Genomic DNA, 16,418 nt, shown 5'->3' with positions numbered 1-16,418 from the left:
CCGCGAATCTGTGCCGCGTGTTATTGGCAATTCTCACCGGTCGGGTGGTGTCGGGCTGAAGTCTGCAGTTGCGCGACAAGGCGGCTCATGTCAGCGCGGCAGACTCGGAATAGCCCTGGTGTTTGAGCTCGTACACCAGTTCAATGACCGTCAGCAGACTGTGGCTGATCCCCAGGCGGCCGATCTGGTGATAGAAAGCTGCATCCTCCGGGTGCCGGTCCGCCTTGCGGTACTGGCGGATGTGGCCGCAAACGTCGCTCAGATCGGTGTGCAGCCGCATCAGTAGTGACACCAGGGAAGGTTCCATGTACTCGGAATACTTCATATTCAGTATGTCCCACAAGTCCCGGGCCTTTTCCTGGAAATACTCGTAGCTGCTTTCGCTGAACAGGCTGTTGTCACACAATTTGCCCATCAGTTCTTCGCCGGTGCGGGTTTCCAGCTCGTGCAGAAAGCGGGCGCGCTCGGAACGGATTCGCCCGTGCTGCTCGGCTTCTTCCACGCCTTCGATAATGTCCGGGTCAAAGCCGAAGGCTCGGCCGGCCACGCCGTCCCGAAGCCGGTTGATGTGGCGGGCAATCAGGTAGTCAATGTGCCCGCGCACCAGTTTCCAGCGGTTGGCCTTGGAGCGCACCAGCAGCGAATCGATGATGAACAGGGTGAAGGCGGCGCCGAGCAGCTCGGTAAACAGGCCGAGGGTCAGGTCCGGGTGAATTGCCTGGAAGATCCACAGCAGCGCCATGGTCGCGAAAATGGTGCCGTAGACGGTCAGCGGGATCTCGGACTGCTCGATGGCAGTGGCCAGGTTCCGGATCAGCACCGGCTGGTTTTGGCGGGGTTTGGGGTGTTCGGTCACGTTGGCTCCCGTGGGTCTGGACAGCCGGTGAAACGGCATCCAGACTTTCTGTCAACGAGCAAAAAGTGGCGTGTTGTCCGAAACATAGCATAATCAGGCCAGCATGCAGCGCAAACCGGAACAATTAAAAGGCGGGCAGATGGCCTATTTCAGCAAACACTATCATGACCCTGGCACGGCGCCGGGTACCCTGGTGGCAGCGACCGACCATAAAAGGCCAGTCACGGTTCACCTGATGGACTACACCGATGACCACGTGGAAGAGGTCAGCCTGGGCCGGGCAGCCGACTGCCGGGATTATCTGGATCGGCCCTCGAAAACCTGGGTGCAAATAAACGGCCAGGCCGACCCGGACACCCTGCGCAAGCTCGGCGACCTGTTCGACCTCCACGATCTGGCCCTGGAAGACGTGCTTAACACCGGCCAGCGGCCGAAACTGGAAGTGTACGACGACCAGCTCTTTATCATCGCCGCCATGCCGTTCTACGATGGCACCACTCTGGAGATTGTTCAGATCAGTCTATTCGTGGGGCAAGATTACCTGATCTGCCTGTGCCCGCTGGACGAAGACCCGTTCGAGCCGGTACGCAAACGGATGCGTATGCCCAACAATCGGCGTTTTACCTCCCGGGGGATCGATTACCTGCTGTATGCCCTGATGGATCTGATTACCGATTCCGCCTTCCCGGTGCTGGAGGAGTTCGGCGACCAGTTGGAGGTAATGGAAGCGGCACTGCTGGAAAACCCCAAGCAGAAAACCCTGGCCGGTATTCACGGCCTCAAGCGAGAGTTGCTGATGCTGCGCCGAGTGCTGTGGCCCCAGCGGGAGCTAATGACCAGCCTGATGCGGGCAGAAGACCCGCTGATCAGTGCCGACACTCAGATTTACTTCCGCGACTGCCACGACCACAGCGTGCAGATCATCGAGCTATTGGAGAGCTTCCGGGAAATGGCCACCAGCATGGTGGATATTTACCTGTCAAGCATCAGCCAGCGCACCAACGAAACGATGCGAGTGCTCACTATCATCGCTACCATCTTCATCCCCCTCACCTTTGTGGTCGGGATCTATGGCATGAACTTTGAGAATCCTGACAGCCCCTGGTCCATGCCGGAGCTTGGCTGGCACTACGGTTATCCTTTGATTTGGGGTGTGATGATTGGTATCGCCGGGGGGCTGATCTGGTTCTTCAAACGTCGTGGTTGGATGTAGGGTTGAACGCCAGCCCTTGGCTCCCGCGGTTTCAATGTCCGCCGAACCGCTCATGTGAAAACCTGCAAACGGTGCGAAGCTGATCTCAGCTGGTGAAAGTTGGGCGATCAATGCAGATGCCAGAGTGGCCGTGAAAAGAGACCGAAGCGTCGTATCTCTTTTAGTCTCTGAGCTGATTTGAATTTTTCCGCCATTTGATGTGGACAAAGGCGCCACCATGACGCCAAACATACTCAGGAATCATGAGCGTGCGAATGTTCGCTCTTGTTTAGAAGCTGGCTTTGTGACTGCCGTTGCGTTGGGATCTTTTGCCCGTTTCCGGCTTCCCGCATCGCGATCTCAGATCACATCCTTTTTCCGACCATGCGTGTATCAGAAAACGGTCGTTTGTTGGACGCTTGGGTCCACCCCTCAAATTACCCCGTCTCGGCTTGTTTCGTGTCCAGCTATCAAGATCAACAATCTACGAACGGAGAAGGTGCCTTTTCTGTTTATGCTGATTGATGTCAGAGCAGGAGGCCAAGCTGGCGGTTTGAACCAAAGCGGTCTAGGCAGGTCTATTGCAATCCTGGGGTAAAGTGTAACGTTAAGTGTAGTTTTTCGAGCGAAAGTTTAAAAAAACCTTATAAAACAGTGTTAACGCACTCATGCATCATCGGGGTGTGCTTGGACAGGTCCGTCATAGTTCCTCAATTCTTCCGGGTAAACATCGGCAAGGTCGGTGGCACGCCGTTCGGGATACCAAAACCCGCGATGGTACCACGGTCCGGAGGTGTCGGCAGCCGGTCAGTCATTCAGGACATCATCAGCCCGGGATAGTCTGTCGCCAGCCTTTGCAGGTCAGCCGGTTCGTCGACGTCGTTCAGGGTTTCGCTCTCCGCCAGCCGCCACCCCAGGGCCGCCAGACGCTGTCGGGTGATGGCGGCCACCTGTTCGGTACTCCAGGGTATATCCGTGAAGAGGGCCGGGCTGAAACGCCGGAGCCCCAGCAGGGCATAGCCGCCGTCGGCGACCGGACAAAGGCAGGCATCGTGGTTCAGGAGGTCGCCGGCCATTTGCCTGAGTCGGTTGGCGCCAAGATCCGGGCAGTCCGTTCCGATCAGGATCACCGGTAAGCCGGCTGTCAGGGCGTGTCTGGCGGCTTCCGCCATGCGATGGCCCAGGTCACCGTCAGCCTGGGAAGACAGGATGGCTCGGTCACCAGGGTCCAACTGTTGCCAGTATTCTGCCGCAGGATCCGGGCTGACACAGAGCTCCACCGGGCCGATATTGGCGTCGAGGGCCTGCGCCAGAGTGTGCCGCAGCATGCGGTCTGCCAGCCGGGCGGCACCGGCCTCGCCCAACGCCGGGATCAGGCGGGTTTTTACCTTTCCGGGCCGGGGTTCTTTGGCGATAACAATAATACGTGTCTGGTTCATCGGTAACGGGCTGCCAGTTGGTCTGCGGGAACGCCGCGCCAATAGGCCCAGCGCAACCGCCACATTAAAAAGATCGTCCGCCAGCCGCCGCGCTGGTCCCAGCGCCGGCCGGAGGTGACCACTCTGTCACTCAGACACACCGGGGGCGTGATGTGTTTCAGGCGTTTGCAGATTTCCACATCTTCCATCAGTGGTTGTTCCGGAAAGCCTCCGACCTGCTCGAACAGGGTTCGAGTCATAAACAGGGCCTGATCGCCCGTGGCGATGCCGGTCAGTCTCGAGCGCAGATTCATCATGGCGCCAACGATCGGCAACAGGCGGGAGCGGCCGTCGATACGAACATCAAAACGGCCCCAGCTGGTTTCTGAGCGTGCCAGGTGAGTCATTACTTGCGTGTCCGCATGCTCCGGCAACCGGGTGTCCGAGTGCAGGAATATCAGGAAAGGCGATTGGCTGCTGCGTGCTCCAGCATTCATCTGGGTTGCGCGTCCGCGGGCAGAGCGAATCAGGGGAAACCCCCTCGCTTCAATGAGACTGTCCGATTTGTCGTCGCTGCCGCCATCCACCACAATGATTTCGGCGCCCCGCTGACGCCAGATTTCCAGGTGGCTCAGCAGTGATTCGATACCGTCGATCTCGTTGAGAACGGGGACGATGATCGCCATCCGGGGATCTTCTTCGCGTATTGGGTGTCGCAACATGGATTTTGGTGGCCTCCTGAGAGGAGCATATCAGAGCTCGGGGTGGTGAGCATGGCAGGCGGGAGATGAGGTTATGAAACGACTGGTTTTGCTGGGTGCCGGCCACGCTCACATGGTGGCGTTGCGTCAGTTCGCGCGCGAGCCGTTGCCGGAAACTGAGCTGGTGGTGGTGTCACCGTCCCGGTGGCAGTACTACTCCGGGATGATCCCGGGCTGGCTGGCCGGGCACTATCGCTTCGATCAGTGTCGTGTCCTGGTCGAGCCCACGGTGATCGCCGCCGGTGGCAGGCTGGTGCTCGATCGGGCTGTTGAATTGCGGGCAGCCGAGCAGGAGGTCGTGTTGGCAAGTGGTGAACGGGTGCCCTACGATCTGCTCTCTGTCGATGTTGGATCGGCCAGTGACAGTGCCGTGCTGAACGAGCCGGACAGCATGATCCTCGGTGTTAAGCCCGTCGAACGATTTGCTGAAGACTGGCCGGCAACCGAAAGATCCCTGCGCGCCAGAGCGCGCCCGCGCATTGTTGTTCTTGGTGGAGGCGCTGGAGGTGCGGAGATCGCTATGGCCCTGGCCCGGCGATCAGCGGACTGCGACCAGGCGGGCGTTGTTCTGGTGGCCGGCAGCAATGGTGTAGTGCCGGGCTTTCGTCCCCGCTTTCGCCGCCTGGTGCGGCGGGCGCTGATGCGCTGCGGTGTCGAGATTGTTGAGGAGTATGGCGAACCGGTGGTTGATGGGGTCCGGTTGGCTGGTGGGCGACGAATGCGGGCCGATGCGGTTCTGGTATCTACCGGTGGCAGGGCTCTGCCCTTTCTGGAAGCCAGCGGCCTGGCCGTAGACGAAGCCGGTTTTGTCAGGGTAGACGCCAGCCATCGCAGCACGTCTCACCACAATGTGTTTGTGGCCGGAGATGCCTGTAGCCGGGTTGACCAACGGCTGGACCGTTCCGGGGTACACGCGGTTCGTGCCGGGCCGATACTGGCCCGCAATCTTGCGGCTGCGATATCGGGTAAACCGTTGGTGCGTTTCTATCCGCGCAGGTTTTCGTTGTACCTGTTGGCGGCGGGAGACTGCACGGCGATTGGTAGTTATGGCCCCTTGACGTTTTCGGGCGCCTGGGTCTGGAAGTGGAAAGACCGCATTGATCGCGGATTTGTTGACAGTTTTCCCGGAGCCTGAGACTGGCGACGGGCATTATAGGAAACGGGAGAACCGTATGAATGTGACCGACGGGCAATTGGCCAAGGCTGGTGACGCGCTGGCGGCGGCGCTTGAGCGCAGGCGGATGACCATCGCTACCGCTGAAAGCTGCACCGGTGGCTGGGTGGCCAAGGTGCTGACTGACCGGGCGGGTTCGTCCGCCTATGTTATGGCGGGTCTGGTGACCTACAGTAACGCCGCGAAGCAGGCCATCCTTGGCGTACAGGCTGATACTCTGGAGCAGTGCGGGGCGGTCAGTGAACCGGTGGTGCGACAGATGGTGACAGGTGCCATACGTGCCACAGGCGTGGATATCGCTGTCGCTGTCAGCGGTGTTGCCGGGCCGGGTGGGGGTAGTGCAGACAAGCCGGTTGGTACGGTCTGGTTTGCCTGGGGCAGCCGGGCTGACAACACCGAAGCCCGGGTAGCGCATTTCGATGGCGATCGGGATCAGGTGCGCCGGCAGTCGGTTTTGTATGTATTAGAAGGAGTTACCGGATTTGTCGAAACCCTGTGAGGATTTTCACCTTTCCGGGGGTTGGTCTCCTTCTGGCCATATGTTTTAATACTGTTCAAATATACAGGAAAACACTGGATGGCTATTCAGGTTTTCTCCGGATTCTGCCGCATTGGCCAACAAGGTTGAGCGGCCCTGGTAACGAGGGTTTGCAAGAATGGAAGATAACCGCAAGAAAGCACTCGGCGCGGCGTTGAGCCAGATCGAACGCCAGTTCGGTAAAGGTGCTGTAATGAAGATGGGCGACCAGCCCCGTGAGGCGATTCCTGCCGTATCCACCGGCTCCCTTGGGCTGGATGTTGCTCTGGGCATTGGTGGTCTTCCTTACGGCCGGATCGTTGAGATTTACGGCCCGGAGAGCTCCGGTAAAACCACGCTGACTCTGCAGGTTATCGCGGAAGCGCAAAAACAGGGTAAAACCTGTGCCTTTGTGGATGCCGAGCACGCACTGGACCCGGTTTATGCGGAAAAGCTGGGTGTTAACGTTGATGAGCTGCTGGTTTCCCAGCCGGATACCGGTGAGCAGGCGCTGGAAATTGCCGACATGCTCGTGCGCTCGAACGCGGTGGACGTGATCATAGTCGATTCGGTTGCGGCACTGACCCCGAAAGCGGAAATCGAAGGCGAGATGGGCGACAGCCACGTGGGTCTTCAGGCTCGCCTGATGTCACAGGCACTGCGCAAGCTTACCGGTAATGTGAAGCACGCCAATTGCCTGATGGTGTTCATCAACCAGATCCGTATGAAGATTGGTGTTATGTTCGGTAGCCCCGAGACCACCACCGGTGGTAACGCCCTGAAATTCTATTCCTCTGTGCGTCTGGATATTCGCCGTATCGGTTCGGTGAAAGACGGCGACGAGGTGGTGGGCAACGAAACCCGCGTAAAAGTCGTCAAGAACAAGGTGTCGCCTCCGTTCCGGCAGGCGGAGTTCCAGATCATGTACGGCAAGGGCATCTACCACATGGCGGAAGTGCTCGATATGGGCGTGAAAGAAGGCTTTGTGGACAAGTCCGGTGCCTGGTACGCCTATAACGGCGACAAGATCGGCCAGGGCAAAGCAAACGCTTGTAAGTTCCTGGAAGAGAACCTGGATATCGCCAATGAAATCGAGGCCAAGGTGCGTGACAAGCTGATGCCCAAGCCGGTCAAGAAAGAAACGGCGGAGGCTCCTGCTGAAGCCAATGGCGAACTGCTGTAAATTTTAAAAAGAGAAAGAAAAGGAGGCGTGACATGAAGCGACTGCTGATTGTGGCCCATGCCCCGTCTCCGAATACCCTGGGATTACGGAGTGCCATTGAAAATGGCGCCCGTAATCCGGACATCGAAGCGGTAGAGGTGGTGGTAAAGGCGCCTCTCGAAGCTGGCCCCGAAGACATCCTCGCATGCGACGCCATTATCCTGGGCACCACGGAAAACCTCGGCTACATGTCTGGCGCGCTGAAAGACTTTTTCGACCGCAGCTACTATCCCTGCCTGGAGAAAACCCAGGGCCTGCCTTTTGCCTTTTATATCCGTGCCGGCCATGATGGTACCGGAACCCGCCGAGCTATTGAGGCCATAACCACAGGGCTGCACTGGAAGCTGGTGCAGGATGCACTGGTATGCCGGGGTGAATTCCGGCCCGAGTTTGAAGAGCAGTGTTACGAGTTGGGTATGACAGTGGCGGCCAGCCTTGACGCCGGCCTGATCTGATCAACTGGCGTAGCGGTTGTAGAAGCCTTCAATACGGGACAGTGCGTTGTCCATCGTTCGTGAGTAGGCATTTTTATCCAGGCAATAGGCAAACTGCAGGCTGACCCGATATCCCGCCTGGTAGGGCTGGCAGGCGATAACCCGGGCGCCGACCCGGGATTCACTGATGTACTTGCCCTCGATATCAAGAAACAGTCGCACACCTACATCCACTGGCCGGGGGCAGAGAACCGCCATACCATAGCGGTTCATGTCCAGGCAGGTAACTGCCACAGGCTGTTTGCCACGGCCGAAGAAACCGCGCTCACGCAGTTGAACCCTCAGGCAGGACGCCGGAAAACGATCCTTGATACGGCGATCTGCGGAATTATTCGTCATGTTTTCAGTCATCACGTGTCTTGTACTTGTTGTGGCCGGATTCCGTCCGGGAGATGAAGTGTAGTAATCGACGGCTTGCATGAAAAATGACCACGGCCGGATTTGTGACCAAGTTGGCACTTGCTGTCGGCTCTGGCCCCTTTCGATAAAACCGGACGAGGTACGCGACAGACCCGGCCCCAGGCACTACAATGGCGGGCCTGAAATCCGACAAAACTGACCGTTACGGGAAGCCAATTTGAAGTCTCTGCCCCTGCATCAGCTGTATAAAGCCTGCGTCCTCAAAGACCTGCCATTCAAGACCACAAGGCAACTTGAGCCCCTGGCCGAAATCGTGGGCCAGAACCGTGCCCAGGAGGCCGTGCGCTTTGCCCTGGCCATGCCCCATGGCGGCTACAACGTCTATGCCGTGGGGCGGAATGGGCTGGGCAAGCGAACCATGATGCTGCGTTACCTTGAGCATCATGTGGACACGCTGCAGCAAAGCCATGACTGGTGTTATGTCGCCAGCTTCGAGGAACCGCGTAATCCCAAGCTGTTGCAGCTGCCGGGAGGTATGGGTACCCAGTTGAAGCAGGACATGGAAAAGCTGATGACCCGGCTGGTGAAGACGATCCCCCAGACTTTCGACAGCGACAGTTTTCTGGAACGCTCGGAGCAGTTGAAGAATGATTACGGCAAGAGGCAGGAAGATGAGCTGGCCAAAGTGGCCGCCCAGGCCAAACGGAAAAAGGTAAGCCTGACGGTAACCACCCCCGGTGGCTATCGCCTGGTCGCCATGAATGGCGACGAGCCTCACACCGCGGAAAGCTTCCAGGCTCTGACCGAGGAGCAGCGGGACAAGTTTGAGGACTCGATCAACAAGCTCGAGAAGAAGCTGCGCCAGGCGTTGCGGAAGATGGCGGACTGGGAACAGGAATATGCCGACAAACAGCAGGCTCTGAACCAGGAGACCCTGGAGGGTATTTCCGGCCATCAGATTGACGAGCTGGTAGAGAAATATCGTGAACAGCCCGATGTGGTTACTTACCTGGAGGCCGTTCGCAAAGACCTGGTGGATAACCTGGATATCTTCCTGGAAGACGACGAGGAGCAGGCTGCCATTGCCTGGGCCGCACTGGACAAGAGAATGCCCCGGCGCTACCTCATCAATGTGCTGGTGCATCAGAAAACCAATGAAGTACCGGTGGTGGTGGAAGATAATCCCACCTATCACAATCTGTTCGGCTATGTGGAAAACGTGACCTACAAGGGCACGGTCTTTACCGACTTCTCTCTGATTCGGGCCGGAAGCCTGCACCGGGCCAACGGTGGCTATCTGCTGATGGACGCCATCAAGGTGCTGGAGCAGCCGTTCGTATGGGATGGTCTGAAGCGCGCATTGCGATCAAAATCTATCCAGATCAACTCCCTGGAGCGGGAGCTGACCCTGTCCGGCACCATTTCCATCGAGCCGGAGGCGGTTCCCCTGAACGTCAAGATTGTGTTGTTCGGCGATCGGGAAACCTGGATGCTGCTGCAGGAATACGATTCCGAGTTTGCCGAGCTGTTCCGGGTAACGGCGGATTTCGAAAACGAGATGTACCGCACCGAAGAGAGCCAGTTGCTGTACGCCAAGTTCATCTCCAGCCTTGTGGTTGAGAAGAAACTGTTGCATTGCACCAACAAGGCGGTGGCTCGCATTATCGAGCATAGTGCCCGCATGGCCGACCATCAGGACAGGCTGTCGTTGCATGCTGCCGACATCGCCAACCTGTTGCGAGAGTCGGATTTCTGGGCCCGCCAGGCTGGTGCCAAGCTGATTTCTGAGGTACATGTGGAACGTGCGCTGGAGAGCGCCCGTTACCGCAGCAGTCGCATCCGTGATCAGTTCTATGATTCCATCCGGGACGGTTCCACTCTGGTGACCACCACGGGCACCTGCGTAGGTCAGGTAAACGCGCTTTCGGTATTGTCCACCGGTGGCTTCGAGTTTGGTTTGTCCAATCGTGTGACCGCAAGCTGCTACTATGGAGATGGCGGAGTCATGGACATTGAGCGCGATGTGAAGCTGGGCGGCAATATCCACTCCAAGGGCGTGATGATTCTGAGTTCCTGGCTGGCCTCTCATTTTGCCGTGAACGATCCCATGCACCTGTCTGCCAGCCTGACCTTTGAGCAGAACTATGGCGAGGTGGATGGCGACAGTGCCTCATTGGCGGAACTCTGTGCGCTGATTTCGGCCTTGTCCGGCATTCCGGTGCGGCAGGATCTGGCCATTACCGGCTCTGTTAATCAGTTTGGCGAGGTTCAGCCGATTGGTGGTGTGAACGAAAAGGTGGAAGGCTTCTATGCCACCTGTGAGCTTAAAGGTGGTCTGACCGGCAGCCAGGGTGTCATCATTCCAACCACCAATGTCCAGAACCTGATGTTGGACAGCGAAGTGGTGCAGGCGGCCCGGGCAGGGCGGTTTGCCGTGTACCCGGTTGCCCGGGTGGAAGAGGCGATTACACTGTTGCTGGGCAAGCCGGCGGGCAAAGCCGATGAGAAAGGCAGGTACCCCAAGCAGAGTGTTTTTGGCATTATTCAGCAACGGCTCGAAAAAATGCGCGAGCATGAGCGTCAGGAGCACGCCCGGGACGATCATAAAGATCCGTCCATTCACTGACCGGCACCATAATAAAACGGACAGGAGAGTACAGATCCATGACTGAGATCCAGCAAACTGTGTACGTGGTAGAGGACGATGAAGCCGTTCGTGATTCACTGGAGTTGTTGCTGAAATCCGATAGCAAGCCGGTGAAAACCTACGAAAGCGCCAATGCCTTTCTGAAGGACTATTCCGACAAGATGGCCGGCTGCATCGTGCTGGATATCCGTATGCCCGGGATGGATGGCATGGAGCTTCAGAAGAAGCTTAACGACAAGCATTCGATCCTGCCCATCATCTTTGTGACCGGCCATGGCGATGTGCCGATGGCGGTGGACGCCATGAAAGAGGGCGCCGTGGATTTCATCCAGAAGCCCTACCGTGAAGAGGCCCTGCTGGAGAAGATCGAGGCGGCCCTTGAGCAGGATCAGGAACAGCGTAAATCCCTGGACGAAAAACAGGAAATCATCCGCCGGGTGAAGAGCCTGACGCCCCGTGAGCGTGAGATCATGGATCGCATGATTGCCGGCCAGGCCAACAAGGTGATCGCCATTGAGCTGGAGATCAGCCAGCGTACCGTGGAGATTCACCGTTCCCGCGTCATGCACAAAATGGGCACCCATTCCCTGGCCCATCTGGTACGTATGGTCCTGTCCGTAAAGGACCTTATCGACTAGGACGGCCGGCACCGTCATCATGTCCGAACGTTTTTAACCGGCCGTATTTCTATGACTGAAACTGTCAGTGAGAACTCCGAGGTGACGGTTCTGTTGGTGGACGACAACCCGCAGAACCTGAAAGTCCTCTACGAGACCCTGAAAGACAAAGGCTACCGGTTGCTGATCGCCAACGAAGGCGAAAAAGCACTGGACCTTGCCCACCGGCACCACCCCGAAGTCATCCTTCTGGACATCATGATGCCGGAAATGGACGGCTATGAGGTGTGCGAGCGCCTGAAAGCCGATCCGCAAACGGCCGACTGCGCGGTGGTGTTTCTGTCGGCGCTGGATGATCTGCAGGCCAAGGTAAAAGGTTTCTCTCTTGGTGGCGCGGACTACATTTCCAAGCCGTTTCAGTCCCAGGAAGTGATTGCGCGGGTGAAAACCCATGCCCAGGTGATCCGCCTTGAGCGTGAATTGCAGGCCCGGAACCGCGAGCTTCAGGGTGATCAGGCCCGGATTCTCAATTCCATCAGCGAGGGCATCTACGGCCTCGACGAGAATGGCATCATTGAATTTGCCAATCCCGCCGCGGGCATGATCATGGGCTGTCCGGTTGAAGACCTGATCGGCAAGAGCTTTTTTGAGCTGCATTTCTCGACTGCGGCGGATTCGGAAGACAACTTGCCGGTGATGGCCACCTGTCGGCAGGGTGTGGCCGAGAATCAGCGTGATATCCGCATGCTGCGGGCTGATGGCTCTGGTTTTCCCGCGGAATATCGCTCAACGCCAAAACTGGATGACGAAGAACTCCACGGTGCGGTGGTGGTGTTCCGGGATATCACCACTGAGCTTGAAAACGAGCAGGCCCTGGAGGATGCCAGGGCCCTGGTTCAGGAGCAGCGCGACCAGCTGGCTCACACCTCCCGTTTGAGTACCATGGGCGAGATGGCGGCGGGTTTTGCCCATGAAGTCAATCAGCCACTGACGGCAATCACCAATTACGCCCGTGTGGCCAAGCGTATGATGGGCAAGGAGCAACCCGACCTGGATTTGCTGCAGGAAACCCTGGACAAGGTCGAGGCCCAGTCCCACCGCGCCAGCGAAATCATTCGCCGGATCCGGCGATTCATGAAAAAGCCTGCCACTGGCAAAGAAATACTCTCGGTTCCCGGCTTGCTGGAGGATACCCGCCAGTTTGCTGAAGTCGACATGCGCAACAACGAAGGTGGTATCGAGGTACAGGTAGAGGATTCTCTGCCGGATGTGCTGGCCGATCCCATACAGGTGCAGCAGGTGGCGCTGAACCTGATACGCAATGCCCTTGAAGCCACCCGCAGTGCCGGGGCCTCAACGCCGGTGGAAGTGAGTGCCCGCCGTTGCGGCGACCATTGCGTGCGGGTTCAGGTACGGGACCATGGCATAGGGGTCGCCGAGGAAGCCGAAGAGAAACTGTTTCATCCGTTCCATACCACCAAGGACGAGGGTATGGGCATCGGGCTGGCCACCTGCCGCTCATTGATTCAGGCTCAGGGCGGTGAAATCGGATACGAGCGACCGGACGATGGTGGCGCCTGCTTCTGGTTTACCCTGCCTGTTTCCGGAGCCGAAGGCGAGCCCTGCACTCCGGAGGAATAAGCGCTACAGCCAGTCGATGCGCCCGGTCAGGTGCGGGGCATCGCCTTTCGCATTCAGTAACTGGAAATCCCAGCCATCTTTTCCTGTCTGCCAGTTCAGCATCGCGTTTCCCGGCAGTAGCAGGGGTTTCTTGAACTGGCAACTGGCCCGCACCGGGCCATCCTTCCAGCCCTTCTGGTTCTCCAGCAGCGCCAGTGCCCTTGCTTTGCTCCACATGCCATGGGCAATGGCCCGTGGAAAACCGAAGGCTCTGGCGCTCAGGGCGTGCATGTGGATCGGGTTTCGATCCCCCGAGACTTTGGCGTATTGCCGGCCCAGGTTTTCCGGGGCCTTGATCGCTTCGGAGAATGGGTAGGTTTCCAGCTCCGGTTTCGGTTTGGGGCTGGTTTTAACGGGGCCGTTGGTTATCCGGAACAGGTTGGTACTGACTTCCTCCCAGATCAGGCGTCCTGAGGCTCTGGCTTCCGTAACCAGGTCAAATTCCAGGCCCCGGTCGGTGCGTTTCTGGTTGTCGAGGATAACCTTGAGATCCAGATTTTCGCCTGCGGCCAGAGGGCGATGCTGGGTGATGCTGTTTCTCAGATGGACCAACCCCAGCAACGGCAGCGGGAATGCGGGTTCGGTCAGCAGCTTAAGGTGCAGGGGGAACGCCAGGATATGCGGCCAGGTCACTGGCAGGCGGGTTCCCGGCTGAAAATTGCAGACTTTCATATAATCGCGGAGTGCGGGAATGTCCGTTGTAACGCCCAGAAGACTGGCCTCCAGCCTCGGAATCTGCACCGCTTCGGGGTGGTTCTTTCCGGATTTCGGCAGCAGTGCCTTACCGTACAGAGGCAAGAGGGCGGGGGGCGTGTGGTGATAAACCAGTGGCGCGGACATCGTAGCGTTCTCCTTGGTCGGCCCCGGGGCCGGCATCCATGTGCATGTCTTGATGGCAATGTGATTTTATATTGGGCATTGCCAATTTCTGGTACAACTGTGCGTATGTGGCCTGATATGCTCTAATGTACGACGAAAGTCTGGCAAACCCAGCCAGATCTGGCATTGACCTGGCGTGCTCCGGGCCCTGTCCGGCAGGTCAAAGTAGTAACCAATAAATAAAAAAGCGGGATACTATGCAGGAACTACGTGATGCAGGCGTGATGCTGCGCCTGATATACGAGGCGATGAAGCGAAGAGGTATTGATACCGACGCCATCTTCAGCCGCCTTGGCGTTAACGAGCAGTACGTATACACGGATCAGCTAAGGACTCCCCACAGCGCCCAGCTCTATTTCTGGCAGGCGGTGGAGGATGTATCCGGTGACCCCGATGTTGGTTTGCACCTTGGGCCATTGCTCCCCGCCTACAAGGGGCAGGTACTGGAATACCTGTTCCTGAGCAGTCCGACGTTTGGCGAGGGCTTGCGCCGCGCCCAGAATTATCAGCGCTTGCTCAGCGATGCCGCCAACACGGATTTTTTCGTGGCTGGCGATGAAGCCTGCATGGTTCTGGATACCGCCTCAGACGATGTTCGCCGTCTGAAACACTTCAATGAGTGTTTTGTTCAAGGCCTGATTACCTTCTTCAAATCCATTACCGACGGCAATTTCTACCCATCCCGGATTGAGTTCGAGCATGATCGGCAGCAGGGTCAGGACCATGTTCGTGAGGTGTTGGGTTGTGACGTGGTGTTCGGTGCTGAGGAGAACCGGCTTTATTTCCCCGCCGAATTGCTGTCCCATGCATCGCCTCATGCGGAACCCGAACTGTTGGCCCTGCATGAACGCTTCGCCAGTGAGCAGGTGGCCCGGCTCGAGAAGAAGGACATTGTTGGCCAGGTGGAGCGCATCATCGCGGAATTGCTCGATAGCGGCGAAGTCACGCTTGATGCCGTGGCTGAGCGTTTGGGGATCAAGCCCCGGACCCTGCGAACCCGGCTGACCGAGGCCGAGACCAGTTTTAATCAGGTATTGGCGGATTTCCGCTACCGTCTTGCACGGCAGCTACTGGCCACCACCGATGAATCCATTGATGAAATTGTCTATCTGACCGGCTTTTCAGAACCCAGTACGTTTTATCGGGCGTTCAAGCGCTGGTCTGGCATGACACCGATTGAATACCGCAAGACCGCCCAGGGCAAGGATGCAATGGTTGATGCCATGTAAGTGGCGATTCAGGCAAATCTGAAAAAAGTTTGGCAAAATCGTTGACATAAACGAGGGCCTCTTTATAATGCGCCCTCGTTGTCACAGAGCAGTCGCAAGACAGCTCAGGCAGCTACGCGGAGCGGTAGTTCAGTTGGTTAGAATACCGGCCTGTCACGCCGGGGGTCGCGGGTTCGAGTCCCGTCCGCTCCGCCATTTTTACCTCCCCTGAAGTCTTCTCAGTTTTTCCTGATCCTCAGAATCTTTCGATGTTCGCCCGGGCTGATGCCATGCCATCGCTGGTATGCCTTGTGAAATGCCGGTGGGTTGGCAAAGCCGAGCAGCCAGGCAATTTCTGCCAGCGAGCTGTCGGTTTCCTTCAAGTAGTCCCAGGCCAGTTGTTGGCGGGTAGTGTCCAGTAATTGCTGGAATCCACTGCCTTCTTCGGCCAGCTGTCGTTGCAGTGTCCAGGGCGTCAGGCCCATTTTTGCGGCCAGAACGTCCACCGACACCTTGCCTCCCACCAGTAATGGCGCCATGTGATGGCGGGCGCGATCGGTAATTCTCCACCCTCGCTGGATTCGCTGCAGCTCCTGTTCGCACAGGCTCACCAGTTTCTCATTCATGCCTCTCTGGGCCTGCGCCGGTACCAGCTCCCAGATTGTGTCCTTGATCCGGATATCGTTTGCCGGAGCCCCGAATTCCACGGGGCATCGGAACCAGCTCTCGAACAGTTCGTCCTGACCAATGGATGGGTACTCAATCCGGACACGCTCCAGTACATCGTAGCGGCCGGTCATGTGTCGAATCAGTTGGGTCCAGGCGGCCAGCACAGAATCCACGACAAAATAGTTGTATTGGTTGTAGGGGCGAATGGAATAGAAGCTCACGGTTTTCATTGCGCGCTGAAAGCTGGGAGCCCCGCGGGAATTATGACTGGTGAGGAGTGAATATCGCACCAGCAATTCAAGTGCCCCGGCGACTGTCCCGGCGGTTTCGGCGGCGAGCCCCGCCATGCCGGCGTCGACCGGGCGTGACAGCGCCCCCATGCGCAGCCCCAGCGCCGTATTCCCCGTGGCATTGATAGCGGCGTGGCCCAGTCGCATGAATCTGGGGATGCTGATACGGGCATCGACAGCCGCCTGTTCCGGAGCGCTCAGATGGAACCGTGCTTTCAGCTGTTCCGGATCTCCACCTTCGGCAGCAACGGCCCTCAGCAGTACGGAGACATAGAGCAGGCTGATATCGCCCAGGGCATTCCGGGCCGGCGTTCGGGATTTGATCATAGGCTTATTATCGATGTTGTTCAGGGATAATCAAATATTGTTTTTGGATATTGTTGGCAGTGGTCAAGCTCGGTAGTGTTATGCCCATAACAAATGGGCGTGTGTCC

Annotated in this window: 15 protein-coding genes and 1 tRNA gene; 10 read left to right on the top strand and 6 right to left on the bottom strand. The window is 57.7% G+C overall.

From position 1 onward, the window contains the following. Nucleotides 1-85: 85 nt before the first annotated feature. Nucleotides 86-856, bottom strand: a complete 771-nt coding sequence (locus Q675_RS23130) for a hypothetical protein (RefSeq protein ID WP_200861820.1) — start codon at nt 854-856, stop codon at nt 86-88. Nucleotides 857-959: 103 nt separating this feature from the next. Between Q675_RS23130 and corA the strand changes: the two genes are divergently transcribed. Next, nucleotides 960-2,069, top strand: a complete 1,110-nt coding sequence (corA, locus tag Q675_RS23125; RefSeq protein WP_227499491.1) for a magnesium/cobalt transporter CorA — start codon at nt 960-962, stop codon at nt 2,067-2,069. A gap of 794 nt (nt 2,070-2,863) precedes the next feature. Here corA and Q675_RS23120 read toward each other — a convergent pair. Together Q675_RS23120 and Q675_RS23115 are read right to left on the bottom strand one after the other, a co-directional pair. Next, the gene (locus Q675_RS23120; protein WP_023010636.1) at nt 2,864-3,487 is read right to left on the bottom strand and encodes a TIGR04282 family arsenosugar biosynthesis glycosyltransferase; all 624 of its coding nucleotides are present in this window, start codon (nt 3,485-3,487) and stop codon (nt 2,864-2,866) included. Then, nucleotides 3,484-4,188, bottom strand: a complete 705-nt coding sequence (locus Q675_RS23115) for a TIGR04283 family arsenosugar biosynthesis glycosyltransferase (protein ID WP_023010635.1) — start codon at nt 4,186-4,188, stop codon at nt 3,484-3,486. The genes Q675_RS23120 and Q675_RS23115 overlap by 4 nt, the downstream gene beginning before the upstream one ends. A 73-nt stretch (nt 4,189-4,261) precedes the next feature. Between Q675_RS23115 and Q675_RS23110 the strand changes: the two genes are divergently transcribed. The 4 genes from Q675_RS23110 (at nt 4,262) to Q675_RS23095 (ending at nt 7,595) form a co-directional block, all read left to right on the top strand. Further along, on the top strand, nt 4,262-5,362 hold the full coding sequence (locus Q675_RS23110) for an FAD-dependent oxidoreductase (protein ID WP_014420966.1): 1,101 nt from the start codon (nt 4,262-4,264) through the stop codon (nt 5,360-5,362). Between the two features lie 37 nt (nt 5,363-5,399). Then, entirely contained in the window at nt 5,400-5,900 is a 501-nt protein-coding gene (locus Q675_RS23105; protein ID WP_014420967.1) for a CinA family protein, read from the top strand. Nucleotides 5,901-6,057: 157 nt separating this feature from the next. Further along, nucleotides 6,058-7,101: a recombinase RecA gene (gene recA, locus Q675_RS23100; protein ID WP_011785554.1), complete on the top strand. Its 1,044-nt coding sequence runs from the start codon at nt 6,058-6,060 to the stop codon at nt 7,099-7,101. A gap of 32 nt (nt 7,102-7,133) precedes the next feature. Beyond that, nucleotides 7,134-7,595: a flavodoxin family protein gene (locus tag Q675_RS23095; protein WP_022990956.1), complete on the top strand. Its 462-nt coding sequence runs from the start codon at nt 7,134-7,136 to the stop codon at nt 7,593-7,595. Here Q675_RS23095 and Q675_RS23090 read toward each other — a convergent pair whose 3' ends face one another. Beyond that, nucleotides 7,596-7,985 (bottom strand): PilZ domain-containing protein, encoded by a 390-nt coding sequence (locus Q675_RS23090; RefSeq protein WP_014420969.1) that lies wholly within the window; start codon nt 7,983-7,985, stop codon nt 7,596-7,598. Nucleotides 7,986-8,211: 226 nt separating this feature from the next. Here Q675_RS23090 and Q675_RS23085 point away from each other — a divergent pair, with 226 nt between their 5' ends. Genes Q675_RS23085 through Q675_RS23075 form a run of 3 tightly spaced genes read left to right on the top strand, consistent with a single transcriptional unit; the run spans nt 8,212 to nt 12,899 of the window. Beyond that, nucleotides 8,212-10,620 (top strand): Lon protease family protein, encoded by a 2,409-nt coding sequence (locus Q675_RS23085; protein ID WP_022990955.1) that lies wholly within the window; start codon nt 8,212-8,214, stop codon nt 10,618-10,620. Nucleotides 10,621-10,658: 38 nt separating this feature from the next. Continuing rightward, nucleotides 10,659-11,279, top strand: a complete 621-nt coding sequence (fixJ, locus tag Q675_RS23080) for a response regulator FixJ (RefSeq protein ID WP_014420970.1) — start codon at nt 10,659-10,661, stop codon at nt 11,277-11,279. Between the two features lie 51 nt (nt 11,280-11,330). After that, nucleotides 11,331-12,899, top strand: coding sequence for a response regulator (locus Q675_RS23075; protein ID WP_022990954.1), 1,569 nt, complete (start codon nt 11,331-11,333; stop codon nt 12,897-12,899). 3 nt (nt 12,900-12,902) lie between these two features. Here Q675_RS23075 and Q675_RS23070 read toward each other — a convergent pair whose 3' ends face one another. Next, nucleotides 12,903-13,778 carry a MaoC family dehydratase gene (locus Q675_RS23070; protein WP_022990953.1) on the bottom strand — a complete coding sequence of 292 codons (876 nt, stop codon included), beginning with the start codon at nt 13,776-13,778 and terminating at the stop codon, nt 12,903-12,905. 236 nt (nt 13,779-14,014) lie between these two features. Here Q675_RS23070 and Q675_RS23065 point away from each other — a divergent pair, with 236 nt between their 5' ends. Both Q675_RS23065 and Q675_RS23060 read left to right on the top strand, forming a co-directional pair. Then, nucleotides 14,015-15,046: an AraC family transcriptional regulator gene (locus Q675_RS23065; protein ID WP_031211009.1), complete on the top strand. Its 1,032-nt coding sequence runs from the start codon at nt 14,015-14,017 to the stop codon at nt 15,044-15,046. Nucleotides 15,047-15,164: 118 nt separating this feature from the next. After that, a tRNA-Asp gene (locus Q675_RS23060) sits at nt 15,165-15,241 on the top strand. A gap of 23 nt (nt 15,242-15,264) precedes the next feature. On the opposite strand, the gene Q675_RS23055 is transcribed toward Q675_RS23060, so the two are convergent. Then, nucleotides 15,265-16,311, bottom strand: coding sequence for an AraC family transcriptional regulator (locus Q675_RS23055; RefSeq protein ID WP_023010634.1), 1,047 nt, complete (start codon nt 16,309-16,311; stop codon nt 15,265-15,267). Nucleotides 16,312-16,418: the final 107 nt, after the last annotated feature.

Source organism: Marinobacter sp. EN3, assembly GCF_000475315.1.
GTDB classification, from domain to species: Bacteria; Pseudomonadota; Gammaproteobacteria; order Pseudomonadales; family Oleiphilaceae; genus Marinobacter; species Marinobacter nauticus.
Note: the sequence above shows the minus strand (reverse complement) of the source record. Positions and strands in the feature narration are given on the sequence as shown.